This window comes from Alcaligenes sp. GCM10023179, assembly GCF_042653705.1.
Lineage (GTDB): Bacteria > Pseudomonadota > Gammaproteobacteria > Burkholderiales > Burkholderiaceae_B > Alcaligenes > Alcaligenes phenolicus.
In genome coordinates, this window is record NZ_JBHSIQ010000001.1 from 1,823,878 (window position 1) to 1,849,808 (window position 25,931).

The 25,931-nt window shown below is 56.3% G+C and carries 24 protein-coding genes; 17 read left to right on the forward strand and 7 right to left on the reverse strand.

Annotated features, from left to right (window positions below; translation table 11 throughout):
* Window positions 1-49: 49 nt before the first annotated feature.
* The 14 genes from pdxJ to ACFPDR_RS08300 all read left to right on the forward strand — a co-directional run bounded on the left by pdxJ (window position 50) and on the right by ACFPDR_RS08300 (window position 11,927).
* Window positions 50-787 (forward strand): pyridoxine 5'-phosphate synthase, encoded by a 738-nt coding sequence (gene pdxJ, locus ACFPDR_RS08235; RefSeq protein ID WP_009457072.1) that lies wholly within the window; start codon window positions 50-52, stop codon window positions 785-787.
* Window positions 788-837: 50 nt separating this feature from the next.
* Window positions 838-1,407: a nitroreductase family protein gene (locus ACFPDR_RS08240; protein WP_042480868.1), complete on the forward strand. Its 570-nt coding sequence runs from the start codon at window positions 838-840 to the stop codon at window positions 1,405-1,407.
* Between the two features lie 219 nt (window positions 1,408-1,626).
* A complete protein-coding gene (locus tag ACFPDR_RS08245; protein ID WP_374698116.1) occupies window positions 1,627-2,457 on the forward strand; it encodes an alpha/beta fold hydrolase in 831 nt (276 codons plus the stop codon).
* Between the two features lie 18 nt (window positions 2,458-2,475).
* On the forward strand, window positions 2,476-2,913 hold the full coding sequence (locus ACFPDR_RS08250; RefSeq protein WP_374698115.1) for a Zn-ribbon domain-containing OB-fold protein: 438 nt from the start codon (window positions 2,476-2,478) through the stop codon (window positions 2,911-2,913).
* 1 nt (window position 2,914) lies between these two features.
* Window positions 2,915-4,060 (forward strand): thiolase family protein, encoded by a 1,146-nt coding sequence (locus tag ACFPDR_RS08255; protein WP_060185128.1) that lies wholly within the window; start codon window positions 2,915-2,917, stop codon window positions 4,058-4,060.
* Entirely contained in the window at window positions 4,057-4,863 is an 807-nt protein-coding gene (locus tag ACFPDR_RS08260; RefSeq protein ID WP_080723684.1) for an IclR family transcriptional regulator, read from the forward strand. Before ACFPDR_RS08255 ends, ACFPDR_RS08260 begins: the two co-directional genes overlap by 4 nt.
* Window positions 4,860-6,086, forward strand: a complete 1,227-nt coding sequence (locus ACFPDR_RS08265) for a CaiB/BaiF CoA transferase family protein (RefSeq protein WP_060185127.1) — start codon at window positions 4,860-4,862, stop codon at window positions 6,084-6,086. Before ACFPDR_RS08260 ends, ACFPDR_RS08265 begins: the two co-directional genes overlap by 4 nt.
* Window positions 6,083-6,916, forward strand: a complete 834-nt coding sequence (locus tag ACFPDR_RS08270) for an alpha/beta fold hydrolase (RefSeq protein ID WP_268379849.1) — start codon at window positions 6,083-6,085, stop codon at window positions 6,914-6,916. The genes ACFPDR_RS08265 and ACFPDR_RS08270 overlap by 4 nt, the downstream gene beginning before the upstream one ends.
* Before the next feature lie 8 nt (window positions 6,917-6,924).
* Entirely contained in the window at window positions 6,925-7,671 is a 747-nt protein-coding gene (locus ACFPDR_RS08275) for an SDR family NAD(P)-dependent oxidoreductase (protein WP_125304422.1), read from the forward strand.
* Window positions 7,672-7,704: 33 nt separating this feature from the next.
* Window positions 7,705-8,460: an SDR family NAD(P)-dependent oxidoreductase gene (locus tag ACFPDR_RS08280; protein WP_042480846.1), complete on the forward strand. Its 756-nt coding sequence runs from the start codon at window positions 7,705-7,707 to the stop codon at window positions 8,458-8,460.
* A 26-nt stretch (window positions 8,461-8,486) separates the two neighbouring features.
* Window positions 8,487-9,020, forward strand: a complete 534-nt coding sequence (locus ACFPDR_RS08285; protein WP_060185124.1) for a type II 3-dehydroquinate dehydratase — start codon at window positions 8,487-8,489, stop codon at window positions 9,018-9,020.
* A gap of 39 nt (window positions 9,021-9,059) precedes the next feature.
* On the forward strand, window positions 9,060-10,037 hold the full coding sequence (locus tag ACFPDR_RS08290) for a TRAP transporter substrate-binding protein (protein ID WP_045929919.1): 978 nt from the start codon (window positions 9,060-9,062) through the stop codon (window positions 10,035-10,037).
* A 54-nt stretch (window positions 10,038-10,091) separates the two neighbouring features.
* Complete coding sequence (locus ACFPDR_RS08295; RefSeq protein ID WP_045929918.1) at window positions 10,092-10,622, forward strand: TRAP transporter small permease; 531 nt, start codon at window positions 10,092-10,094, stop codon at window positions 10,620-10,622.
* An 18-nt stretch (window positions 10,623-10,640) separates the two neighbouring features.
* The gene (locus ACFPDR_RS08300; protein WP_088450107.1) at window positions 10,641-11,927 is read left to right on the forward strand and encodes a TRAP transporter large permease; all 1,287 of its coding nucleotides are present in this window, start codon (window positions 10,641-10,643) and stop codon (window positions 11,925-11,927) included.
* Between the two features lie 138 nt (window positions 11,928-12,065).
* On the opposite strand, the gene ACFPDR_RS08305 is transcribed toward ACFPDR_RS08300, so the two are convergent.
* Window positions 12,066-12,482 (reverse strand): MerR family transcriptional regulator, encoded by a 417-nt coding sequence (locus ACFPDR_RS08305; RefSeq protein WP_088450105.1) that lies wholly within the window; start codon window positions 12,480-12,482, stop codon window positions 12,066-12,068.
* 128 nt (window positions 12,483-12,610) lie between these two features.
* Between ACFPDR_RS08305 and ACFPDR_RS08310 the strand changes: the two genes are divergently transcribed.
* Complete coding sequence (locus tag ACFPDR_RS08310) at window positions 12,611-13,996, forward strand: dihydrolipoyl dehydrogenase (RefSeq protein ID WP_268379842.1); 1,386 nt, start codon at window positions 12,611-12,613, stop codon at window positions 13,994-13,996.
* Between the two features lie 133 nt (window positions 13,997-14,129).
* Here the strand turns inward: ACFPDR_RS08310 and ACFPDR_RS08315 are convergent, their stop codons facing one another.
* On the reverse strand, window positions 14,130-14,483 hold the full coding sequence (locus ACFPDR_RS08315) for an ArsR/SmtB family transcription factor (protein ID WP_035271750.1): 354 nt from the start codon (window positions 14,481-14,483) through the stop codon (window positions 14,130-14,132).
* Between the two features lie 204 nt (window positions 14,484-14,687).
* Between ACFPDR_RS08315 and fusA the strand changes: the two genes are divergently transcribed.
* Window positions 14,688-16,805 carry an elongation factor G gene (fusA, locus tag ACFPDR_RS08320; protein WP_060185120.1) on the forward strand — a complete coding sequence of 706 codons (2,118 nt, stop codon included), beginning with the start codon at window positions 14,688-14,690 and terminating at the stop codon, window positions 16,803-16,805.
* A gap of 192 nt (window positions 16,806-16,997) precedes the next feature.
* Here fusA and ACFPDR_RS08325 read toward each other — a convergent pair whose 3' ends face one another.
* Genes ACFPDR_RS08325 through ACFPDR_RS08345 form a run of 5 tightly spaced genes read right to left on the reverse strand, consistent with a single transcriptional unit; the run spans window position 16,998 to window position 22,954 of the window.
* The gene (locus ACFPDR_RS08325; RefSeq protein WP_239054290.1) at window positions 16,998-17,609 is read right to left on the reverse strand and encodes an SCO family protein; all 612 of its coding nucleotides are present in this window, start codon (window positions 17,607-17,609) and stop codon (window positions 16,998-17,000) included.
* A gap of 15 nt (window positions 17,610-17,624) precedes the next feature.
* Window positions 17,625-19,697, reverse strand: a complete 2,073-nt coding sequence (locus ACFPDR_RS08330; protein WP_035271744.1) for a M3 family metallopeptidase — start codon at window positions 19,695-19,697, stop codon at window positions 17,625-17,627.
* A gap of 15 nt (window positions 19,698-19,712) precedes the next feature.
* Window positions 19,713-20,576, reverse strand: a complete 864-nt coding sequence (folD, locus tag ACFPDR_RS08335; RefSeq protein ID WP_137430319.1) for a bifunctional methylenetetrahydrofolate dehydrogenase/methenyltetrahydrofolate cyclohydrolase FolD — start codon at window positions 20,574-20,576, stop codon at window positions 19,713-19,715.
* On the reverse strand, window positions 20,577-21,200 hold the full coding sequence (locus ACFPDR_RS08340) for a response regulator transcription factor (RefSeq protein ID WP_042480818.1): 624 nt from the start codon (window positions 21,198-21,200) through the stop codon (window positions 20,577-20,579). It abuts the gene before it with no gap.
* A complete protein-coding gene (locus ACFPDR_RS08345; RefSeq protein ID WP_035271741.1) occupies window positions 21,197-22,954 on the reverse strand; it encodes a PAS domain-containing sensor histidine kinase in 1,758 nt (585 codons plus the stop codon). The genes ACFPDR_RS08340 and ACFPDR_RS08345 overlap by 4 nt, the downstream gene beginning before the upstream one ends.
* 267 nt (window positions 22,955-23,221) lie before the next feature.
* On the opposite strand from ACFPDR_RS08345, the gene aceE reads away from it, so the two are divergent.
* The gene (gene aceE / locus ACFPDR_RS08350; protein ID WP_060185117.1) at window positions 23,222-25,930 is read left to right on the forward strand and encodes a pyruvate dehydrogenase (acetyl-transferring), homodimeric type; all 2,709 of its coding nucleotides are present in this window, start codon (window positions 23,222-23,224) and stop codon (window positions 25,928-25,930) included.
* The last annotated feature ends 1 nt before the right edge of the window (window position 25,931 follow it).

The following is a 25,931-nucleotide window of genomic DNA, read 5'->3' on the forward strand; positions in this document are numbered from 1 at the left end:
GATAATACGTCTGGTCATTCATCCCTGAAACTACGGAGGTCCTTGGGGAATGTTAGAACTGGGCGTCAATATCGATCATGTGGCGACGCTGCGCCAGCAGCGTCTGACCACATACCCTGATCCAATTCAGGCCGCTTTGCGAGCAGAAGAAGCCGGAGCGGACCTGATCACCTTACATCTGCGTGAAGACCGGCGTCATATTCAGGATGCCGACGTCGAGGCCCTGCGCCCCGTACTGCGTACCCGGATGAATCTGGAATGCGCCATCACCACCGAAATGCTGGACATTGCCTGCCGTATCAAACCGGACGATGTCTGCCTGGTTCCCGAACACCGTGCTGAACTGACGACCGAAGGTGGTCTGGATGTGGTCGGTCATCTGGACCAGGTCAAGGCTGCTGTGCAGCAATTGCAGGCTGCCGGTATTCGCGTTTCGCTGTTCATTGATGCCGACCCGGCGCAAATCCGAGCCGCCAGCGACGTGGGTGCCACCGTGATCGAACTGCACACCGGCACCTATGCGGATGCTCAAACGCCCGAGCAGGCCGCCAGCGAACTGGAACGTATCCGTGCCGGTATTGCTCAAGGTGTGTCGCAAGGTCTGCGTGTGAATGCGGGTCATGGCCTGCACTACGGCAACGTACAAGCGATTGCCGCCTTGCCGGGGCTGACGGAGCTTAATATTGGTCACGCCATTGTTGCCCAGGCTGTCTTTGACGGTTGGGAAAAAGCCGTGCGCGACATGAAAGCCCTGCTGGTGCAAGCGGGCGCTCCTGCTCAAGCCTGACTGAGCCCTGCCATCTGGGCAGGGCACTCTTAACTGATTCTGGAAGCACTATGAGTACCATTGATTCCCTATTGTCCCGCCGCTCCATCAAGCTGGTGCAAGGCCCCGGGCCGAACGAGCAAGAGCTGGACCTGATTTTGCGCGCTGCCATGGTCGCTCCTGACCATGGTCGTTTGCAGCCTTGGCGCTTTTGCCTGATCCGCGGTGAAAACGTGCAGGCTCTGGGCGAACTGGCCATTGCCGCCAATGAGCGCGCCGGTAATCCCTTGACCGAGCAGAAAGCTGCCAGCGTCCGCGCCTGGCTGGCCAAAGTGCCCATGCTGATTGCTGTAGCCAGCCACATCGATCATGGTGAAGAAAAAATCCCTGAACTGGAGCGTGTTCTGGCAACGGGCGCAGCCGTCAGCAATATGCTGCATGCGGCTCACCAACTGGGCTTTGGCGCTTTCTGGAGCACTGGCCTGGGCACCTATGGTGAAGAAGTCCCGGAAGCCCTGGGCTTCGATTCCCTGGATTACCAATTCCTGGGCTTTGTGTCGGTGGGTACGCCTATTCACAATCTGGGTCCTGCCCAGCGTCCCGAGCCACAAAAGTTTGTGACGGAGTGGCAAGCTGCTTGAGTCCGGCTGATGATGAATCGGTTCTAAAATAGCGCTGTTTCCATGGCATCACCCGGAGTGGTGATTGCTTTGGAACGTTTTAAATAGCCTGAATCCTTTCTGGATTCGGGCTTTTTTTGTGCCCTAGGGTTTGTACTGATAGGCATGAACCTAACCACGCTTTTATCATTATTCCATATATTAGAATGACATTCCGTTAAACGGAATATAAACAGGAAAATGATGAAAAAAGTCAGCACACAGCACTTGATGCTTCCCGATGGGGCCGAACTGCATTACGCAGAAATTGGGCAGCCCAGCGCATCTCGTCCATCCGTGCTCATGCTGCACTCCCTGTTTTTCAATGGAGGCATGTTCCTGCCCGTGATTCAGGCGTTGCAAAACGAATGGCACATTATTTGCCCGGATCATCGTAATCAGGGCTTGAGCACCGCAGGCCAGAAGCCCGCCACCATGCATCAGTTGGCACAGGACTACGGGTTCCTGGCCCAAGCACTGCGGATTTCTTCCTTGCATGTAGTGGGTAGCTCGATGGGAGGTTACGTGGCTCAGGAGCTGATGCAGCGCGCACCTCAGTTGGTCCGTTCTGCTGTCCTGTCTTGCTGCACCTCGATGGCAGAACAGCAGAAAGAGCGCTTTGACCAACTGGAAGCGCAACTGCGTCGGGATGGCGGTGCGCCTTATGTCTCGGCCTTGCTGCAAACCATGTTTGGAGACGCCTTTCTGGCAAGCACAGACCTAGCTGCTCAGGCTCAGCAGGAGCAGTGGCGCGACTACTTCACACACTTGCCTCCCAGCATTGCCAACTCAGTCAATGGCGTGTTTGCCCGTCCTGACTATCAGTCTCTTTTGGCAGGCAATACCACCCCTCATTTGTTGATCAGCGGTGCTTTGGACAGAGCTAAAAAGCCCGCTGATATGGAGCATATGCACAGCTTGCTTCCACACAGCACACATACGGTATTTGAGCAGTCCGGTCACACGGCGCCGGTTGAAGTGCCCGAAGCCTTCGCACTGCAAATTGAGAATTTTTGGAATCAAGTTAATTAATGCTGCAAGGATTAATTCATGCCAGTTACTGAATCTACTGAGCTGCCGACGGCGATGGCTTTCGGTGCAAATGCAAAGCCGATACGAGATATTGCGTCAGACCAGGCTAGCCAGTTTGTTATTGAAGATGGAGCGGTCTTGTTGCGTGGCAGCCAGAGCCGTTCCAGCGGCAGCAAGGCTTTTCCTGTCCGTGAAGTGTGTATGGAAACGGGTGCTCGAGACATGCAAGACATGTTTTTTGGCCCATTTGGAAAGCTCTACAGTTTTTCCACCATTTATGTTTCCGCGTCGCGTCCCACGCCTTACACCTTGGGATATGTAGATTTTCCTAACGGAGTTCGTGTTTTGGCACACGTACGTTGTGAAGACCTGAGCGCCTTGTATTGCGATATGCCTGTCAGTACTGCCACCGATGGCAATGACTGGTTTGTAACTCCTATGTCGGCGGAGAAGTAAGGTGAGTGAAGCATATGTAGTCGGTGCGGCCATGATTCCCATGGCTCGTCATAAAGAATCCAGCTATACCGGTTTGGCCTTGCCCGCAATCCTTAACGCGATGGCCAGTGCCGGTGTACAGGCTCAGGATATTGATGCTGTTGTTTGCGGCCACGCCTTTGGTGGCATGTTGACGGGACAGCGTCTGGTCAAGGAAATCGGTATTGGTACAGTGCCTGTCGTCAATTGCGATAACGCCTGCTCGGGTGGGGCCACGGCCATTCACTTGGCGTGGAAAGATATCCAGGCTGGTCGACACGATATCGTGCTGGTGATCGGTGTGGACAAGCTGACGCAGTTTGGCGGAGGCACCTTGCCTTTGGTGCAGGAGGATCCCGAGGTCCAGCAGGGCTTGGTGATGCCTGCAGTGTATGGCATGCGTGCTCGTCGTTACCTGCATGAACGCAATCTGGGGCCAGAAGTTCTGGCGCAAGTCTCCATCAAGGCTCGCACACACAGTCAACATAATCCCTATGCACAGTATCGTGATCCGTTGACGGTGGAACAGGTGCTGGCATCCCGTCCCATTTGTGACCCGCTGACCTTGCTGCAATGTTGCCCTACGGGTGACGGCGCGGCAGCCTTGATCATGGTGTCCGAGCGCGCCCTGAAACGTTTGCAGAAACCTGCCATGCGGGTCGCTGCGTCGGTGCTGCATTCCGGTCAGGCGACCAGCGGTTTTCGCGACATGACTCGTCCCGAGATTTCGGCGGAATCCGCCCGCGACGCCTACAAGATGGCGGGGATTACAGCCAAGGATCTGGATGCGGTTGAGCTGCATGACGCGTTTACAATCGCCGAACTTATTTATTACGAAGCACTAGGTTTGTGTGAGGTCGGGCAGTCTGCTCAGTTTCTGCTGGATGGCCGTAGTACCTACGGCGGTGATGTGGTGGTGAACCCCAGTGGCGGTTTGCTGGCCAAGGGTCACCCAGTGGGAGCAAGCGGTGTGGCCCAAGCCGTGGAAATGTACTGGCAACTGACACACCAAGCCGGAGAACGTCAGGTTCCTGATGCTCGCTACGCCATGACTCACGTCACGGGTGGCGGTATTGCGGGCCTTGATCATGGTGCTTGTGCAATCCATATTTTTGAAGCCCAGATATGACCACACAAAACACGTCCACCTCTACTAGTTCAACCGGAACCGTAAGCCGTGCGCTTCAGTTATTGGCTGTCTTGGCAGAGTCCAACGGCCCGGTAACCGTCAAGCAAGTGTCCGAGCAAATGGGCCTGGCCCCTTCAACAGCTCACCGCTTGCTGAATCTGCTGCGTAAAGATGATTTTGTTGCGGTGGTCAGTGGTGGAAGTGGTTTGTACAGCATCGGGCCTGAATTTTATCGAGTAGCGGCGCAAGTGATGAGCGCTGAATCCAAGCCTGCATTGGCACAAAAATCGCTGGACGAGATTGCTTCCGAGTTCAACGAGACGGTCCTGTTTGGCACGTATGCCGTCAGCGAGTCGGCCATGAGTTTTGCCGCCATCGCACGAGGCGAGCACAAGCTGCAATATCAGATTGATTTGCACAAGCCCATGTCCCTGGTCTGGGGGGCTTCCGGCAAGGCTATTTTGGCGTATTTGGATCAGGACACGATAGAGCGTGTGTATGCCAAGGCCGAGACCTCTCCGGCGCAAGATGCACCTTTGCCTGCTTTGGAGTCGCTCCTGGCAGAGCTGAGCGAAGTGCGCCAGAACGGCTATGCCCACAGCATGAGCGAGAAGTTGCCTGATGCACGCGGGGTTGCTGCCCCTGTTTTTGATAACCACGGCATTGTGGGCTGTATTTGTTTGACCATGCCCACCACCCGTGTGCCCAGCGCAGGTTTGAGTGCCATTACCGCTGCCGTTATTCATCATGCCGAAAAACTGTCCGAGATGTTCGGATACCGACATAGAAAAACCAAATTATGAGTCATACCGCTACCGCGCAGCCCCTGGCAGGCTATAAGGTCATCGACCTCACTACCTTTTTGTCCGGCCCCTTCTGCACACAAGTGCTGGGGGACCTGGGGGCTGAAGTGGTCAAGATCGAGGCACCGGAAGGTGACTCCAGTCGCAGTATTCCCCCCCATTTTGTGGGTGAGGATAGTGCTTACTATCTGAGTATTAATCGCAATAAAAGCAGTTTGGCGGTGAATCTGAAAACCGCTGAAGGGCTGGACCTGGTTCGACAACTGATCCTGAAAGCGGATGTGGTTGTGGAAAATTACCGCCCGGGCGTGGCGGCCCGTCTGGGCCTGGACCCACAAGCCTTGTGTGAAGAACACCCCGGTCTGGTTTGGGCGTCCATTAGTGGTTTTGGGCAAACCGGCCCGGACCGTGACAAACCTGCTTACGACATGATTGTGCAAGCCTTGTCAGGCGTCATGAGCCTGACCGGCGAAGAAGGCAGACCAGCCGTACGTTTGGGCATTCCAGCCGGTGATACGGTCGCTGGCTTGTACGCGACTATCGCCATCAATGCCGCCCTGGCCGACAGGGAACGTACCGGTAAAGGCCGGATTGTGGATGTGGCGATGTTGGATTGCCAGTTGGCCATGCTGTCTTATCAAAGTGCCTATGCCTTGATTGCGGGAGTGACGCCCGCTCCCCAGGGGGCCAAGCATGACTCTATTCCTACCTACCGCTCTTTCCGGGGGGGTGATGGCCGCGAGTTGGTGGTGACGGCCAATACCGAGAGAATGTGGCAAGGCTTGTGTCGTGTACTGGGCCTGGAGTCGCTCCTTGATGATGAACGCTTCCAGACTGGTGCCAGTCGCCTGAAAAACAAACATGCCTTGTGGGAGCAGCTTGAAAGCGCTTTCGCGACACAGGCGGCTGCACATTGGATTCCATTATTGGAGGAGCATGGTGTCCCGGTTGCGCTGATCCAGTCCGTGCCAGAGGCATTGGCACATGCACGCGATTCAGAACGCAGCATGATTCTGGCCCTTCAAAATGAAGATCACAGTATTGAGGTCGTTGGAAACCCCATCAAATTTGTGGGCGCCGAAGCCACTCCATCTCGTTTCCCTCCCAGGAAGGGCGAGGATGATGCACGCGTGTTGGGTGAATGGTTAAGCCTGTCTGCTGAGGCCGTGTCGTCTTTACAAAGTAAAGGCGTTTTGTTGAACAGCACGTGTAGCCAAGCATGACGACCCCATTGGCCAGGCTTCCTTACCCCGGCTCCTTGCTCGTTGCGCAGAAGGGCACGAGCGGCGATGAATGTGTCATTGCCTTGCACTCCATCGGGGTTGATGCGCGTTCCTTTAACGCACTGTTCAGCCACTTGGCTGCCGATTATCCGTGTCTGAGTTACGACCTGCGAGGCCATGGCTCGGCCGCTGCGTTGTCGCAGTTCGACCTGGATACCTTGGTGGATGATGCCGTCAAGGTGGTGGAGTCCTGCCGTTTTGACAAGGTTCATTTGCTGGGGCATTCGATTGGTGGGGTGATTGCGGCGTTGGCAGCGGCCAGGCTGGCCAATCTTCCCTCTAAAAAGGTGCAAAGCCTGAGCATTATTGCCAGCCCGCCAATGGGCTTGGCGGTGTTTGGTGAGCGGGCCCAGGCCATGCAGCATGAAAGTCGTCAAACCATTGTAGAGACCACCATGCAGCGCTGGTTTGGTGGCCTGGAGACCAGCCCTGAGCTAGCCCAGGCCATGCAGTACGCAAAGCAACAGCTCAGCCTGGTTCCGGTGCAGACATTGCTGAGCAGTTGGCAAAGTCTTGCCCAGTTTTCCGGGTACGGTGAGCTGGCGGCGCACTTGCCGGCCACTTTGCTGCTGACGGGCAGTCACGATCTGTCTACGCCCGCCAGTGCCATGCAGATCATCCTGAATGCCTTGCACAAGGCGGGCAGGACACAGACAGCCTTGCACATTCTTGATGGGGGAGGGCACATGTTGCCACTGACCCCGCCCGATACCTTGATGGCCTTGTTATTGGCGCATTTCAAGGCATCTGGCACCACACATTTTCGCTAGGAACGCTTATGTCAGACTTTACAGGCCGAATTGTTGTTGTCACAGGTGCCGCAGCAGGCATAGGCCAGGCTGTATGCCAGCACCTGCTGGAACTGGGCGCCATTGTTGGCGGCATTGACCGTCAGCCTGAGGGCATCCCGGAAGGGGTTACGGCTTTGATTGCCGATGTGACCGATCAGGAGTCCTTGAATCGGGCGCTGGCCGGGTTTGCCCAGGAACAGGGTCGTATTGATGTCTTGGTCAACAACGCCGGTGTGAGCTTTGTGGGCACGATAGAAGATGGCAGTGACGAAGACTGGCTGCGGATTTTTAACATCAACGTGCTGGGCTATATGCGTAGTACGCGTGCGTGTTTGCCGTATTTGCGTCAGTCGAAAAATGCCGTGATCGTCAATATGTCTTCTTGCACCGCGATCAATGGTTTGCCCGAGCGTGCGCTGTATTCAGCCAGCAAAGGGGCGATCCAGTCCATGACGCTGGCCATGTCCGCCGATTTGATTGCCGAGCAGATTCGCGTAGTGGGCATTGCCCCCGCCACCGTAGACACCCCCTTCATGACCGAGCTGGCCAATCGCACTAGCGATCCGGTGGCCAAGCGCAATGAGTTTCACCGTCGCCAACCCACCGGGCAAATGGTTCAGCCCGAGGAGGTGGCTCGCCTGGTTGCCCACGTTGCCCATCCGGGCGCGCTGTCTTACACCGGCACCATCATCAATATTGATGGTGGTATGGCTACCTTGCGTATGCCTGCCTGAACACATTCATACCCATACCAATAAGGAACTATCGTGAGATTTGAAAATAAAACAGTGATTATCACCGGAGCAGGCCAAGGGATTGGTCGTGCCTACGCGCAAGAATTTGCCAAGGCAGGTGCTGCGGTGGTGGTTGCTGATTTGAACATCGAAAAAGCACAGGCTGTTGCAGCAGAAATTCAGGCAGAAAATGGTCAGGCCCTGGCCGTCAAAGTTGATGTGTCCGATGACAAGAGTACGGCCGAGATGGTTGCGCAGGCAGTCAAAGCCTTCGGCACAGTAGACGTGCTGATTAACAATGCGGCCGTTTTCTCGACTCTGAAAATGAAGCCATTTGAAGAAATCGACGCAGACGAGTGGGACTTTGTGATGGGCGTCAATGCCCGTGGTGTCTTTAACTGCATCAAGGCGGTATCGCCCTTCATGAAGCAACAGCAAAGCGGCAAGATCATCAATATTTCTTCCAGCGTTGTGGTCACGGGCCGTGCGAATTACGCGCACTACGTGGCCTCCAAAGGGGCGGTTGTCGCTTTGACCCGCGCCCTGGCTACCGAGCTGGGTGAATACTGCATCAACGTCAATGCCATCAGCCCGCACGGCATTGTGACCGAAGTGCCACGCGACACCATTCGTCCAGAGCAATGGGACGCCATCATCGCTGCCCAAACCCTGAAGCGCAAAGGGGATGTCAGCGACATGATCGGCGCCACCATGTTCCTGGCTTCCGATGAAAGCAAATACATCACTGGTCAGACACTGAATGTGGATGCTGGTCTGCGTTTTAACTAATTCCACTTGGCAAGAGGCTTCCAAACATGAGTGCACATAATTTCACCATCACCCGTTCTTCCAACCGCAAACACCTTATCGCTGTGATTGATGGCCCGAACATGTCGAGCCTGGGTAAGCGCAGCAAAAAAGTCTATGGAAACATTCAGTCCCTGGACGAGCTCAAGGAGTGTGTGCGCAACTTTGGTGAGCAGTTGGGTGTAGAGGTAGAAAGTTTTTCATCCAACCACATGGGCGATATTTTGGAATACATCCACGAGTCCGCTCATCGGGTAGATGGCTACCTGATCAATCCCGCTGGCCTGACCACGATTGGGGAAGGTGTGCGTCATGCCCTGGAAGACACTGAGTTGCCCGTGATGGAAGTTCACTTCTCGAATATTGCTGCAAGTGCAGGCGCGGCCCGTGGTTTGGGTGGTGGCAGCATTCAGTCCAGCTTCACCCATACCGCTACTGGCATTTGCATGGGCATGCGTCATTACAGCTATCTGGCTGCCCTGACCGCCATGACCCTGGCTCTGGATGATCAGAGCTTCTTGGGCCGTCCTTCAGGTCAGTAGTCCACCTCTTTTCATATAACGATTAATACGGAGGAAGACATGAAAAAGTTTTCTCTACTCGCTACCGTTTTTGCCGCTGTTGGCTTGTTCAGCAGTGTTGCCGCTCAGGCAGAAATTAAACCCGTTACGCTGAAGTTTGCGCATATTTATGCTGCCCAGGACCACTGGGGGCAAACAGCAGAGCGCTTCAAGGCTGCTGTTGAAGAGCGTTCGGGCGGGAAAATCAAGATCAATATCGACGCCAATGGCTTGACCGGTGACTGGCCTCAGTCCATCGAAGGTTTGCGCATGGGTACCAACCACATTGTGCTGCAAAGTGTAGGAGCACTGGACCGCTACGCAAAATCGGCCGGTGTCGAAGCTTACCCCTACCTGATTCGCGATATGGATCACTACCGTGCGGTTTATACCGGCCCAGTCGGCCAGGAACTGTATGACCAGATCGCCAAGGAAAGCGGGTTCAAGCTGGTGGGGGCGGCCTATCGTGGCGCTCGCTATCTGACTTCGAACCGTGTGATTCAAAACCCGGACGATTTGCATGGCCTGAAAATGCGTGTCCCGCCACTGCGCATGTATCGCAGCACCTGGACCACGCTGGGTGCCAGCCCGGTGCCTATGGGCATGGCTGAGCTGTTCACTTCCCTGCAGCACGGCATGATTGATGGTCAGGAAAACCCCCTGGAAGTGATCAAGAACGTCAATCTGTTCGAGGTGCAAAAGAACGTGGCTGAAACCCAGCACACCATCGGTGCCATGACCTTGATCTACTCGGACGCCTACTTCAAGAAATTGCCCGAGGAAACACGTCAGATTCTGCAGGAAGAGGGCGAGCGTGTCATGAAGGAAGCCACGGATCGCATGATCGTGGAAGAAGAAAACATGAAGCAGTTCCTGATCGGAAAAGGCATGGCATTTAACGCGGTCGACCGTGAAGCCTTTGCGACCAAGATTAAAGCCATGGATGCAGAGTTCCCCGAGCTGCAGGTTTGGCTGGATAAAATCCGCGCCGTTCAATAATGAAAAGATCGGGACATGCGTCACCCTCATGTCCCGACCCCACAGGTAAAAGTTATGACAACTAACAACGTACCGACCAAAACAGAAAATTGGGCCGATAAAAGCGCGTCTGTTATTGAAAAGGCGCTGGATTGGATTATCGGCAGCATGATGTTTGTGATGTGTGCGGTTATTGCATGGCAGATCTTCTCTCGCTACGTCCTGAAAGATATGTCCTCCTGGAGTGAGGAAGTTGCTCGCTTCTTGATGGTCTGGATTTCCTTGCTGGGCAGTGCAGCGGTATTGCGCCGCAGTGGTCACGTGACAGTCACGATCTTTCTGGACCACATCTCAAGCAAGCTCAAACGACGCGTCTTGATTATTCGCGACCTGCTGATGCTGGCGACCTTGCTCAGCATCACCTACTACGGTTGGGAGTTTGCGCAAATCAACGCGGTTCAGCTCTCGGCAGCGATGGATATCCCCATGTCCTGGGTCTATGCGTCCCTGTGGCTGGGAATGGGCTTGTGCGTGGTGATTTTGCTGTTAATCCGCTTGGGCAGTCAGCCTGATTGGACATCTGGCAGCATCGACGAGCATCCCTAAGTACGGAAAACACTTTTTATGATCACCGTAACCTTAATTACCCTTCTGACGCTCATTCTCATGCTGATTGGCATGCCGATCGGCTTTGCCATCACGGCGGGCGTTCTGGCTGCTTTGGTGGCACTGGGTGATATCAGCTTGATGGCGGTTCCTCAGCAATTGTTCAGCGGACTGGACAGTTTTTCCTTGCTGGCCATTCCGTTCTTTGTTCTGGCCGGTAGCCTGATGACCTCCGGTGGCCTGACCAGTCGACTGCTGGATTTTGCCAATGCCTTGTTGGGCCGTTTCAAAGGTGGTCTGGCGATGAGCGGCGTGCTGGCCTCGGGCATGTTTGCCGGGATCTCCGGCTCGGCCGTGGCAGATACCAGTGCTCTGGGCCGTATCATGATTCCTGCCATGATCCGCTCTGGCTATCCACCCGGTTTTGCGGGCGGCGTTATTGCAGCCGCGAACGTGGTGGCTCCCATCATCCCGCCTTCCATCCCATTTATTGTGGTGGCCGTACTGACAGGCCAGTCCATCACGACCTTGTTCTTGGCCGGTGTGGTACCAGGCATTCTTTATATGCTGTCCATGCTGGTGATGAGCTGGTGGATCAGCAAGCGTAATAATTTCCCAACGCAAGGCAAAGCCTCAGGCCGGGAAATCTGGATTACCTTTAAGAACTCGGCCTTTGCCTTGTTGCTGCCAGTCTTTATTCTGGGCGGCATTCGCAGCGGTATTTTCAACATTACCGAAGCGGCCATCATGGCGGTGATTTATGCCTTGGTCGTCGGGACGCTGGTGTACCGTCAGATCACCTGGAAAATCTTTGTAGATAGCCTGGTTGGCGCCGCCCATACCACTGCTGTAATCATGATCATCGTTGCAGCAGCGCGTGTCTTTAGCTGGCTGTTGGCGTACGTCAGTATTCCCGAAGCCATTTCAGCTTTCGTTTTGGAAAACATCAGCAACCCGCTTGTGTTCCTGCTGTTCGTCAATGTGCTGTTGCTGATCGTGGGTATGTTCCTGGAAACCAACGCCGCCCTGGTGATGTTGATTCCTGTGCTCTATCCCATTGCGATGAAGCTGGGGATTGATCCGACTCACTTTACCGTGGTTGCCGTCGTGAACCTGTGTATTGGTCTGATTACACCACCAGCCGGTTTGTGCCTGAATATTTCGTCCTTGCTGGCTCGCATCTCGTTGGAGCGGGGTGTGGTGGGGATTGCTCCCTTCCTGTTCACGGCCTTGCTGGTACTCATTATCTTGACCCTGTTCCCGCAAGTGTCGGTGTGGCTGCCTAATGTGGTGGCTGGTTCCTAGCCTATTTGGAGATTTGGCACGATGCCGCTGCCTCTCAAGCCTTGTGGAAGGTTTGAGAGGCATTTTTTTAACCGCTTTGTTTAAGAGATTCGAGGGAGTATGCCGACGAGCGGGGCACGTGTCTGGAGGAGCCCGCGCTCAGGCTGTGGTTTTTACCGACCCGGAGCAATGGCCGCCTTCCAAACCATCCAGGATGGGGCAATCAGGATGCTGGTCCCCCTGGCATTGTTCAGCCAGCACCCGCAGCTTGGCCGCCATGTCCAGTAAGAGGGCAGCGCGGCTTTCCAGTGCTTTGATATGTGCCTGAGCCAGTTGCTTGACCTCGCTGCTGGGACGTTGCTGGTCGCGCCACAGGCTGGTCAGTTGCTGAATGTCCGCCAGATTGAAACCCAGGTCCTTGGCGCGAACAATAAAGTGCAAGGTATCCAGGTCCTGATCCTGGTAGACGCGGTAGCCATTGGGGGCACGGTCACTATTCAAGAGTCCCAGATCTTCATAGTGCCGGATCATTTTGGGTGTCAGGCCGGTTACGCGGGCCGCTTCACTAATCAGCATGGGCTTTCCTCGGGCAGTGCAAGGGGACTGCGTTATGATTGAAAGAGTCAATTCTGCACATTGTAGAACGGGTGGTCGGGCAGGTCATCAGGCCCCTGATTGCCTTAGTATGGACTCAAGGAGCGGTTATGAAAGAAATTCAGTGTGATGTTGCCGTGATTGGAGCGGGGACAGCAGGCATGACAGCGTATCGTACGGCCAAACGTGCCGGTAAACGAACGCTGATGATTGAATCAGGCCCCTATGGCACCATGTGCGCACGTGTTGGCTGCATGCCATCCAAATTGCTGATCGCAGCAGCGGACGCTGCCCATCATGCCCGCCATACCGCTCCTTTCGGTGTTCACGTAGACGGCAATATCCGCATTGAAGGCAAAGAGGTCATGGATCGCGTGCGTCGCGAGCGGGATCGCTTTGTGCAATTTGTGGTGGACGATGTGGAAGGCTTTGATGCCGAAGACAAAGTGCGTGGTCATGCCCGCTTTGTGTCCGAGCATGTGCTGGAAGTGGATGACCATACCCGTATCACCGCAGGGCACGTGATTATCGCCACTGGCTCTACACCCGTGCGCCCCAAGGAGCTGGAGCCGCTGGGGGCTTTGCTGATCAATAACGAGGATGTTTTTGACTGGACGGATTTGCCGGAAAGCGTGCTGGTTGTCGGTACGGGCGTGATTGGCCTGGAGTTGGGTCAGGCGCTGGCGCGTGTGGGCGTGAAGGTGTCCATTATCAACCGCAGCCAGAGCCTGGCTGGGCTTTCGGATCCCGAAGTGCGTGAAGCCGGACGAGCGATTTTCAATCAGGAACTGAACATTCGCGCTGACGTAACCGTGTTGGGCAGCGAAGTCGTCAATGGCAAGGCGCGCGTGCGCTTGCAGGTGGATGGCAAGGAACTGGTCGAGGATTACGACTACGTTCTCGGTGCCGCAGGCCGCAGACCACAGTTGGATAATTTGGGGCTGGACAATACCCCTGCACAGTGGGATAGCAAAGGACTAGTAGTGTATGACCCTGCCAGCCTGCAGCTGAAAGGCACTTCCATTTATCTGGCCGGTGATGTGAACCAGCGTGCGCCGATCTTGCACGAGGCAGCGGATGATGGTCGTCTGGCCGCTTTGCAGGCCGTCAGCAATGGCCAGGACAAGCCCATGGCGCGTCGTGCGCGCATGGCAGTGATGTTCACGGATCCACAGGTGGCCGTGGTTGGCACGCCCTTTAAATCCCTGCCAGAAGGCGCGGTGACAGGGAGTGTGAACTTCGGCAATCAGGGCCGTGCCCGCGTGATGCTGGTCAACCGTGGCTTGTTGCACGTTTATGCGGACAAGGCGGGCAAGTTTCTGGGGGCCGAGATGGTGGGGCCTCAAGCTGAACATATTGCTCACTTGCTGGCCTGGTCCTTGCAGATGGGACTGACGCTGGATCAGATGCTGGCCATGCCGTTCTACCATCCCGTATTGGAAGAGGGCTTGCGTACGGCCTTGCGCGGTGCGCAATCTGCTTTGCGAGGCAAATAAGTCAGCCTGCACGGGTTTGATCCCGTGTTCGGGCTCTGGCCCCGAGAGTCTTGACCCTGTATGTGAGCTGCCCGCCAAAAGTTGGACATTGATCCGACCTTTGGCGGGCAGTTTGATTTTCAGGGTGCTTTTATTATTTAGCGGCGTTTTGTAGATGCTGCGCGGTGGTCGCCTCGGTTACCGGGTCATTTTCCAATGCGCCCAGCAAGGAATGCAGCAGGCCGGGAAAGCGGTCCTCCAGATCGTCCTTGCGCAGCGACAGCAGGTTCTCTCGTCCAGAAGGTCGCTGCCAGATTACGCCGCTATCACGCAGGACGCGCCAGTGATGCGTCATGGTGGATTTGGTTTGGCCTTGCAGTAGCGAGCCACAGGCGCGTTCGCCTTCGGAGGCCAAAGCACGCACAACGGCCAGACGCAAGGGATTGCCCAGGGCAGTCAGTACATTTTCCAAGCGAATCTGTGCGCGCTCGGGATGATTGGGAAGCATATCGAGTCCTGTCATTATTCGTCGCGGTGATTGTACCTGTGTCCACGTACCGTTTTCGCGCTGTGGTGTGGATGCACGGCGCGTGGAAAAAATCTTGTTAATAGTACGATTGTAGGCGTACTATCTGATTGTTATCAACCACTGAAACAACAGGAGCCCAGGTGCCTTGCACTGCAAGGCAGGACGACTCCAAGGACAATCATCATGGCTCGCCATACACCCATCACTCGCTATCGGAACATTGGTATCTCGGCGCATATTGACGCTGGCAAAACCACCACGACCGAGCGCATTCTTTTCTACACCGGCGTCAGTCACAAGCTGGGGGAAGTGCATGACGGGGCGGCCACTATGGACTGGATGAGCCAGGAGCAGGAGCGTGGTATCACCATTACCTCGGCGGCCACCACCTGCTTTTGGCGAGGCATGGATGGCTCGCTGCCCGAGCACCGCATCAATATCATCGACACCCCCGGCCACGTGGATTTCACCATCGAGGTTGAACGCTCCATGCGCGTGCTGGACGGCGCGGTCATGGTGTATGACGCGGTCGGTGGGGTACAGCCGCAATCTGAAACGGTTTGGCGTCAGGCCAACAAGTACAAGGTTCCGCGCCTGGCCTTCGTCAACAAGATGGACCGCGTCGGGGCGGATTTCTTTCGCGTACGTCAGATGATGGTGGACCGCCTCAAGGCCAATCCCGTGCCTGTGGTGATTCCCATGGGGGCTGAAGATGGCTTCAAGGGCGTGATCGACCTGCGTTTGATGAAAGCGATTGTGTGGGACGAGGCCTCTCAGGGCATGAAGTTCAGTTTTGAGGACATCCCTGCGGATTTGCTCGCTACGGCCAGGCAATGGCGCGAGCGCATGCTGGAAGCGGCGGCCGAAGCCAATGAAGAGCTGATGAATCAGTACCTGGAAACGGGTGATCTGAGCGTGGCCCAGATTACGTTGGGCCTGCGCTTGCGCACTATTGCTGGGGAGATTCAGCCCATGCTGTGTGGCTCGGCCTTCAAGAACAAGGGTGTGCAACGCATGCTGGATGCGGTGGTGGAGCTGCTGCCTTCTCCCGTAGATGTGCCTGCAGTGCAAGGCGTGGACGAGGCTGGCGAAATCGTCACTCGCCAATCTGACGACAATGAGAAGTTCTCGGCATTGGCCTTCAAGCTGATGACGGACCCGTATGTCGGCCAGTTAACCTTTGTGCGAGTGTATTCCGGTGTGCTGGCCAAGGGCGATAGCGTCTATATTCCCGGCCGTGGCAAGAAAGAGCGTATTGGCCGGATTGTGCAGATGCATGCCAATGACAGGCATGAGGTCGATGAGCTGCATGCGGGTGATATTGCCGCTTGCGTTGGTCTGAAAGAGGTCAGCACAGGGGAAACCTTGTGTGATCCTTCGGCCATTATCACCCTGGAGCGCATGGAGTTTCCCGAGCCGGTGATTCGTCAGGCTGTGGAGCCCAAGACCAAATCCGATCAGGAAAAGATGGGGATTGCGCTCTCGCGCCTGGCTTCTGAAGATCCGTCCTTCCGTGTCAGCACGGACGAGGAGTCGGGCCAGACGATTATTGGCGGTATGGGCGAGCTGCATCTGGAGATCATTGTGGATCGCATGAAGCGCGAGTTCGGCGTGGAAGCGAATGTGGGCAAACCGCAAGTGGCCTATCGCGAAACCATCAGCAAGACCGTGCGTGATATTGAAGGCAAGTTTGTTCGTCAGTCTGGCGGTAAAGGACAGTATGGCCATGTGGTCTTCACCCTGGAGCCGCAAGAGGCGGGCAAGGGCTTTGAGTTTGTCGACGCCATCAAGGGCGGGGTGGTTCCGCGTGAGTACATTCCGGCAGTGGAAAAAGGTGTGCTGGAGGCCCTGAACAGCGGTGTGTTGGCGGGCTATCCCGTGGTGGATGTGAAAGTGACACTGACCTTTGGTTCTTACCACGACGTGGACTCGTCCGAGCAAGCCTTCAAGATGGCGGCGATCTTTGGTTTCAAGGAAGCGGCCAAACAGGCATCACCCGTGATCCTGGAGCCCATGATGGCGGTGGAAGTGGAAACGCCTGAAGACTATGCCGGCAATGTGATGGGCGATCTGTCCAGCCGTCGGGGCATGGTGCAAGGTATGGATGACATGGTGGGGGCGGGCAAGCTGATCAAGGCGGAAGTGCCTTTGTCCGAGATGTTTGGCTATGCCACTACGCTGCGTTCCATGTCCCAGGGCCGTGCAACGTACTCCATGGAGTTCAAACGCTACGCGGAAGTGCCCAAGTCCATGGTGCAGGATCTGGTGGCTGAACGTCAGAGCGCACGACACGGAGGCTGATACTAAAGGGGGCGGGTATTCCTGTGTCTAACCAGGCACGGGAACACCCGCCCCGATGCTTTGCCTGTTGTTGTTGTTGTTGTTGTTGTTGTTGTTGTTGTTGTTGTTGTTGTTGTTGTTGTTGTTGTTGTTGTTGTTCTGAGGGCGCTGTTGGCCAGTCTGATCTGAGGTTTGATTCAGGCCCAAGCCCGCTTAGTTCAGCAGACTGCGTACTCCATCCGCCAGAACCTGCACCGACTCGGTGTCCGGTGCCAGATACCGCGCTCGGCCTTGCTGATCGAAGATATATACGCCACGGCTGTGCGAGACCTCGTAGTTCTCGGGCGCTTTGGGATCGGGCTTTTCAATCTGGAAGGCTACCCGGTAACGACGGGCCAGATCGGCAATCTGCTTTTCAGAGCCTGTCAGCCCTGTGGTGTGCTTGCCATCAAAGGCCGCCACATAACGGGCCAGGGAGTCGGGCGTATCGCGGTGGGGGTCCACACTGACAAAGATGATGCGCACCTGCTCGGCATCGTTCCCCAGCTCTTCCATGACCAGGCCCAGCTGGGCCAAGGTGGTAGGGCAAATATCCGGACAACTGGCATAGCCAAAAAACATCATGACGACTTTATCCTTGAAGTCATCCTGGGTGACGGTTTTGGGGCCAGCGGCTTGCAGGGAAAAACGCAGATCGGGCAGAAAGCCACGTACGGGATGCAGATTGGCAGCGGCAGCGCTGCCTAGCAGGAACAAGCCCAGCGCCAGTGTCAGGCCAAACTGTTTTAACAAGACAAGAATGGACTTTACTGGGCTGGGTGTCATGGACGTCCTCTGAGTTTAAGCAGGCTCTGGAGTGAGCCCGCTGTGACGGAGCAGGGCGGTAATGGAAGGATCGCGGCCACGGAATGCACGGAAGGAGTCGGCAGCCGGGCGTTCGCCCCCTACGGACAGAATCTCGCGCCAGAAGCGATGGCCCGTATTGCTGTCGAGGGTATCACGTGCCCCATCCGAGTGGGTATAGGCTTTTTCCTCAAAGGCCGAGTAGGCGTCGGCGGAAAGGACTTCAGCCCATTTGTAGCTGTAGTAACCCGCGCCGTAGCCACCCGCAAACAAGTGCGAGAACTGATGCGGGAAACGGTGCCACTCAGGGGGGAACAGCACGGCGACTTCCTGGCGAACCTGATCCAGAATCTCCATGACGGCTTCAATGCTCAGGCCGCTGTCACGCGAGTGGATCAGCATGTCAAACAGGGAAAACTCCAGCTGGCGCACCATTTGCATGCCGCTTTGGAAGTTGCGGGCCAGATTGAGCTTGTTGTAGAGCGCACGGGGCAGGTGCTCGCCGGTTTCCACGTGGGCCGTCAGCATTTGCACCACAGGCCATTCCCAGCAGAAATTTTCCATGAACTGCGAAGGCAATTCGATGGCGTCCCATTCCACGGCGGAGAAGGCCGAGGCGGCTGGATCATCCACACGCGAGAGCAGAGTGTGCAGGGCGTGGCCGGACTCGTGGAACAGGGTGATCACATCGTCATGCGTGAGCAGGGCGGGGCGACCGGGCTGGGGTTCGGCAAAGTTGCATACCAGGTAGGCAATAGGCAGGCACAGTTCTTCACCCAGACGGCGACGGCTGCGTTCGCTGTCCACCCAGGCACCGCCTTGCTTGCCTTGGCGGGCGTGCAGGTCCATGTACAGATAGCCCAGAACTTTGCCGTCGGAAGCCATGACTTCAAAGGGGCGTACGGCAGGATGCCAGGCAGGCACGTCAGCGGCGCGCAGTGTCACGTCAAACAGGCGCTGGATGACTTTGAACAGGCCGTTCAGAACGGCGGGTTCCGTGAAGTACTGTTTGACCTCGTCTTCCGAGTAGGCGTAGCGCTGTTCACGCAGGCGTTCAGCGCTGAACGGCACATCCCAGGCTTGCAGGGTGTCCAGGCCCAGCTCCTTTTTGGCGAAGGCTTGCAGCTCGTCCAGGTCCTGGCGGGCGTAAGGGCGAGCCTTGGCAGCCAGATCGCGCAAGAAGCTCATCACCTGTTCCGGGGTGTCAGCCATGCGGGTTTCCAGACGCATATGGGCGTAGCTGGCAAAACCGAGCAGGCTGGCTTCCTGGGCACGCAGGTCCAGCAGCGTTTCAATGGCCTGGGAGTTATCAAACTGGGCATCGCCTTGATCGGAGGCAATGGTGGTGTAGGCTCGGTACATCAACTCACGCAAGGTCTGGTTGCGTGCGTATTGCATGACAGGCAGGTAGCAAGGCATTTTCAATGTCAGACGCCAGCCTTGCTGATCGTTTTCCTGAGCAGCGCGTTGGGCGGCGGCCAGCACGTCGTCCGGGATGCCGTCCAGTTCGGCCTGGTCGGTGACCAGGTAATGCCACTGATCAATCGCATCCAGTACATGCTCGGAGAACTGCTGCGAGGTTTGCGCCAGCTCTTCGGAAATACGGGCGTAGTCTTCACGCGCCTGACCTTCCAGTTGCACGCCGCTCAGGCGGAAATCGCGCAGGGCCAGGGTAATGATGCGTTGGCGCTGGGGCGTCAGGGTGGCAAAGGCCGGGCTGTCGGCCAGCGCCTGATAACGCAGGAACAAAGGACGGTTCAAGCCCACCCAGGTTGAGAACTCGCTCATGCGCGGCAGGCATTGGTTGTACACCGTGCGCAGTTCGGGCGTATTGATGACCGAGTTCAGGTGACCGGCCACCGACCAGGCGCGATACAAGGTTTCGGTGGCGTCGGTGATGGGCTCGACGATGTTGTCCCAACTGGGTTCGCTATCGTCGTTGGAGACTGTGTCTACGGCTTGGCGGGCCAAGGCCAGCAGTTGGTCCACCGCCTGCTCGATGTGCTCGGGCTGGATGGCGGGATAGTCAATAAGGCTGTCGATAGGAACCAGTAAGGGATTTGTCGTCATAAACCGTTGATTAAATTAAAGACTGATGTTGGCCGAACGTTCGGCCGCTTCCAAGGTGTTGACCAGCAGCATGGCAATGGTCATGGGGCCGACACCGCCGGGTACGGGCGTAATGGCCGAGGCCACTTCGCTGGCACTGGCAAAGTCCACGTCGCCGCACAGCTTGCCGTCTGCACCGCGGTTGATACCCACGTCGATCACGACGGCACCGGGCTTGACCATATCGCCGGTAATGATGCCAGGGCGGCCTACGGCAGCGACCAGCACATCGGCACGGCGTGTCTGGGCGGCCAGATCGCGCGTTTTGGAGTTACAGAGGGTGACGGTAGCGCCCGCAGCCAGCAAGAGCATGGCCATGGGTTTGCCCACGATATTGCTGGCGCCCACGACTACGGCTTCTGCACCGCGCAGTGCCACGCTTTCGGATTCCAGCATTTTCATGACGCCGTAGGGCGTGCAAGGTGCAAATAGCGGCTTGCCCGTCATGAGCATGCCGGCATTGCTGACGTGGAAACCATCCACGTCCTTGTGCGGTGCAATGGTTTCAATCACCTTGTGCTCGTCCAGATGGGCGGGCAGGGGCAACTGAACCAGAATGCCGTGCACCGAGTTGTCCTGATTCAAGCGGGTGATCAGGGCCAGCAGCTTGGTTTCGGTGGTGTCAGCCGGCAGGCGGATGATTTCGGACTTCAGGCCGGCGGCTTCGCATGCCAGGCCCTTGTTGCGTACATAAACCTGGGAGGCCGGATCTTCACCGACCAGCACCACGGTCAAACCGGCTTGAATGCCGTGGGTTTGTTTCAGCTTGGCAACGCGTTCTGCAACGTCCGCCTTGATGGCGGTGGACAGCTTTTTTCCATCAATAATGCGAGCACTCATTTACGCATCCTCGGACTTGGTGAGGGCGATTTTCATGAGGTCGGCAACCGTAGTGACTTCCAGTTTTTCCATGATATTGGCGCGATGCGCTTCGACAGTTTTAATGCTGATGTTCAAGTCCCCAGCAATCTGCTTGTTCAGGCGACCGGCAACAATGCGTTCCAGCACTTGCTGTTCGCGCGCTGTCAGGCGGCCCAGGACTTCTTGTTGATCTTTTTGCGCCTGCGCTTGCGAGGCACGAGCCGTAGCCTGTTCGATCATGCGGCTGACAATGGTGCGCAGATCGGCTTCGTTAAAGGGTTTTTCCAGAAAGTCGATAGCGCCTTTCTTCATGGTGCTCACAGCCATGGGCACGTCACCGTGGCCGGTAATGAACACAATCGGGATGTTCGACTTGCGAGCGATCAGGGCTTCCTGCAACTCCAGGCCGCTCATGCCGGGCATGCGCACGTCCACAATCAGGACGGCCACCTGGGCCGGGTCGTAGGCGCCCAGAAACTCTTCGCCCGATGCAAAGCAGCGGACCCGATAGCCGTTAGCTTCCAGGAGCCAGCGCAAGGAGTCCCGTACGGCTTCGTCGTCATCGACTACGTAAATGGTGCATGGCATTTGCGGGCTGGTCATTCGGGTATCTCCAGTTTGTTATCAAGGGTGTCCGTTACATCCGGTGCCGCACAAGGTAGACTGAAACGGAAAATCGTTCCACCCTCTGGATTGCCGACAGCCCACAGGCGGCCGTGATGCGATTCAATAATTGTGCGGCAGATATTCAGGCCCATCCCAAGGCCTTCGGACTTGGTACTGTAAAACGGTTCAAAGAGGCGCTCGGGGTCTTTCAAGCCATGACCGCGATCGATGACGGCCATCTCCAAAAGCGATTCTTGTTGGGTAATCACCAATTGAAGCACATGATGCTCGCTGTGTTCCATGGCTTCGATCCCATTTTTGAGCAGATTCAATAATACCTGTTCTATGAGAATGGGGTCGGCAATGACGTCAGGAACCGGATCAGGAATGCTCAATTCAATTTCGATCTGGCGCTTGCGGGCGTCGATTTCGGCAAAGCCGACGGCATTTTCCACAATACGCATGACCTTGACGCGGACGCGGCGCGGTTCGCTACGCTTCACAAATTCACGAATGCGGCTGATGATCTTGCCCGCGCGCTCGGCTTGCTGGGCCGCTTTTTCCAGCGCGGCCAGCAGGGTTTCAGGCTGGTAGCGACCAGATTTCAGCATGGCAACTGCGCCCATGCTGTAGTTATTGATGGCCGTCAGCGGCTGGTTCAATTCGTGCGCCAGCGAGGAAGCCATTTCGCCCATGGTGGTCAGGCGGCTGGTCAACTGCACCTTTTCCTGCTGAATGCGCGAGGCTTCTTCGTGCTTGCGGCGGTCGGTAATATCGCGCGCCACTTGCAGACGCACACGACGGCCATCCGTCCAGGCCAGCATGCGGTGATGGACTTCAAACCAGCGGGCCGCCGATTCGGAGTAAATCTCTACGGTTTCATCCGTAAAGCGACCCAGGCGGCCACCCAGCAATTCAGCGTGACCATTGGATTGGGCGCCAAAGAAGCGACGATAGGTGCGGTTGGCAAACAGCAGTTCTAGACCGTCCGATGTATCGGCCACCACGGAAATGGCATCATCCAGACCTTCCAGCACCGTCATGAAGCGTTCATGCGCGGCGGTCAGGGCTTCGCGAATACGCTTGGGTTCGGTAATGTCCGTCATGGAAGTCATCCAGCCGATCTGCTCTCCATTGGGGGCACGCAGGGGCGAGACATACATACGGGCTGTAAAGCGTGAGCCATCGCGGCGCTGAGCCTCCACTTCCAGACCACTGCTGGGCGTGCGGCCGGACAGCAAAAGATCCAGGGTTTCCTGGTGCTGTTGATGACGACCGGGTAACCAGTAAGGGAAAGGGGCGGTGCGACCGACCAGATCGGCCTCATTCCAGCCAATCATTCTGCAAAAAGCCGGGTTCACATAAGCAATGCGGCCCTGCATGTCAAACACGCGCATCCCCGTGGACATGGAGTTTTCCATGGCACGCCGGAAACCCGTCTCGGCGGTCTGGGCTGCCTCGGCATGGGTCCGGAAGCGGGTATAGCGCCACAGGGCCAGCAAACTGACCACAATCACCAGGGACAGGGCCAGAATTACCATCATCAGGCGTTGCTGGCGCGTTTCCTGGTCGATGGTCACAAACATGACGCTATCGTTTTGCAAACGCTGCAGCCACAGGAATACCCCCATGACACACAGGTAGAGAAACAGCACGACAACCGGTGTCAGCCAATAGAATCCACGCCGATTCTGCTTGGCCTGATCATAGAAGGTTGAAGGGATCAGAGACTTTTTGGGATGAGTAGCCATAACAGCAAGAAAAGAAGTATGGCTGGATTGTAATGTAGGGCTATTTTTTTTAGTGATATTTCGTATTATGAAAACACATACCATAAAATGAAATTTTGCTTGAGCGTTTCTGTGTTCTTTCCTAGAATGGTTTGGTGCAGGCGTACCCCGCCTTGAACGCTCACAGTCCGCAAAACCCGCTTCGGTCAGGATCGCTTTATTTCTTATTAGATGGGCGGCTCAGCGTCGAGCAAGACCGGACTACTACCACATATATGGAGACACTATATGTCCTCAACCCAAGACAATAGTTCGGCTCAGGTCAGTCAAGACCAAGCCCTAGAAACAAAAGAGTGGCTTGACGCCCTGGAAGCGGTGGTGGACCGTGAAGGCCCGGCCCGTGCTCATGATCTGATCGAAAAGCTGATCGATCTGGCCCGTCGCTCCGGTGCTCACATCCCGTTCTCGCCCAACACGGCTTACGAGAACACGATTCCTCCCGGTCTGGAACCTGCCCACCCTGGCAATCTGATGCTCGAAGAGCGTATCCGTTCCTACATTCGCTGGAACGCCATGGCCATGGTGGTGCGCGCCAACCGCGAAACCCCTCCTGATGGCGGTGGTCTGGGCGGTCACATTGCCTCCTTTGCTTCGCTGGCCACCATGATTGGCTGCGGTCAGAACCACTTCTGGCACGCTGAAACCGAAGATCACGGCGGCGACATGGTGTTTTTCCAAGGTCACTCCTCGCCCGGTATTTACGCCCGCGCCTTCATGGAAGGCCGTATCTCCGAAGATCAACTGAATAACTTCCGTCAGGAAGTTGATGGCAAAGGCCTGCCATCCTACCCGCATCCCAAGTTGATGCCCGAATTCTGGCAGTTCCCCACCGTATCCATGGGTCTGGGCCCATTGATGGCGATCTACCAGGCTCGTTTCCTGAAGTACCTGCATGCCCGTGGCATTGCTGATACCAGCGGCCGTAAAGTCTGGGTATTCCTGGGGGACGGCGAGATGGACGAACCCGAATCCCTGGGCGCCATCGGTCTGGCTGCACGTGAAAAACTGGACAACCTGATTTTCATCGTGAACTGTAACTTGCAGCGTCTGGACGGTCCTGTGCGCGGTAACGGCAAAATCATCCAGGAACTGGAAGGTACCTTCCGTGGTGCAGGCTGGAACGTGCTGAAACTGATCTGGGGCGGTTACTGGGATCCATTGCTGGCCCGTGACAAGGAAGGCATCCTGCGCAAGGTCATGGAAGAAACCGTGGACGGCGAATACCAGGCCTACAAGGCCAACGACGGTGCCTACGTTCGCGAGCACTTCTTTGGCAAGCACCCCAAGCTGCTGGAAATGGTCAGCCGCATGAGCGACGAGGACATCTGGCGTCTGAACCGTGGCGGTCACGATCCTCACAAGGTGTACGCTGCGTTTGACGCTGCCACCAAGCACGAAGGTCAGCCTACCGTTATTCTGGCCAAGACCATCAAGGGCTACGGCATGGGCCACGTGGGCCAGGCCAAGAACCCATCGCACCAACAAAAGAGCCTGGATCTGGACGCCGTGCGCGAATTCCGCGACCGTTTCAACATCCCGGTTCCTGATGACAAACTGGAAGAGCTGCCTTACTTCAAGCCAGCTGATGACTCTCCGGAAATGCAATACCTGCACGCCCGCCGTCAGGCATTGGGCGGCTACTTGCCCAAGCGTCGCACCAAGGCCGATGAACAGCTGACCGTGCCGACTCTGGACGCATTCAAGCCCATGCTGGAAGCCACTGCTGAAGGCCGTGAGATTTCCACGACGCAAGCGTTTGTGCGCTTTTTCAACACCTTGCTGCGCGACAAGCAAGTCGGTCCTCGTGCCGTACCTATCCTGGCTGACGAATCCCGTACCTTTGGTATGGAAGGTCTGTTCCGTCAGATCGGTATTTACGCACCGGAAGGCCAGAAGTACACCCCGGTCGATAAAGACCAGGTCATGTACTACCGCGAAACGGCCAATGGTCAGTTGTTGCAGGAAGGTATTAACGAACAGGGTGCTTTCAGCTCCTGGATTGCGGCGGCCACGTCGTACTCCAACAGCAACCGCATCATGATTCCGTTCTTCATTTACTACTCCATGTTCGGCTTCCAGCGCTTTGGCGATCTGGCCTGGGCAGCGGGTGACATGAAGGCACGCGGTTTCGTGCTGGGCGGCACTGCCGGTCGCACCACCTTGAACGGTGAAGGTTTGCAGCACGAAGATGGCCACAGCCATATTCAGTCCTCGCTGATTCCTAACTGCGTATCCTACGACCCCACCTTCGCTCACGAAGTGGCTGTCATCATGCAGCATGGTTTGAAGCGCATGGTTCAGGACCAGGAAGACGTGTACTACTACGTCACCCTGATGAACGAGAACTACGCTCAGCCCGGTCTGGTCGAAGGCGACGAAGACGGCATCCTGCGCGGTATGTACAAGTTCAAGTCCGTGGCCAAGGACAGCAAGCTGCGCGTTCAGCTGATGGGTTCGGGCACGATTTTGCGCGAAGTGATCGCAGCACAAGAACTGCTGGAAAAAGACTGGGGCATTGGCTCCGACGTTTGGAGCGTGACCAGCTTTACCGAACTGCGTCGTGATGGTCTGGATTGCGAACGTGCAGCGCTGTTGAATCCTGAAGGAAAGGATCTGCCCGTGCCTTACGTGACGACTCAACTGGCTAAAACGGACGGTCCTATCGTGGTCTCCACCGACTACGTCAAGGCCTTTGGTGACCAGATTCGTCCGTTCGTGCCTAAGGATCGCACCTTCAAAGTGCTGGGCACCGATGGTTTTGGTCGCTCCGACTACCGCTTCAAGCTGCGCGAGCACTTTGAGGTTGATCGTCACTTCGTGGTGCTGGCTGCTCTGCGCGCGCTGGCTGAAGACGGCAAGATTCCGTTCAGCAAAGCGTCCGAGGCGATTGCCAAATACGGCATCAATCCTTCCAAGGCCAACCCGCAGCACGCATAAG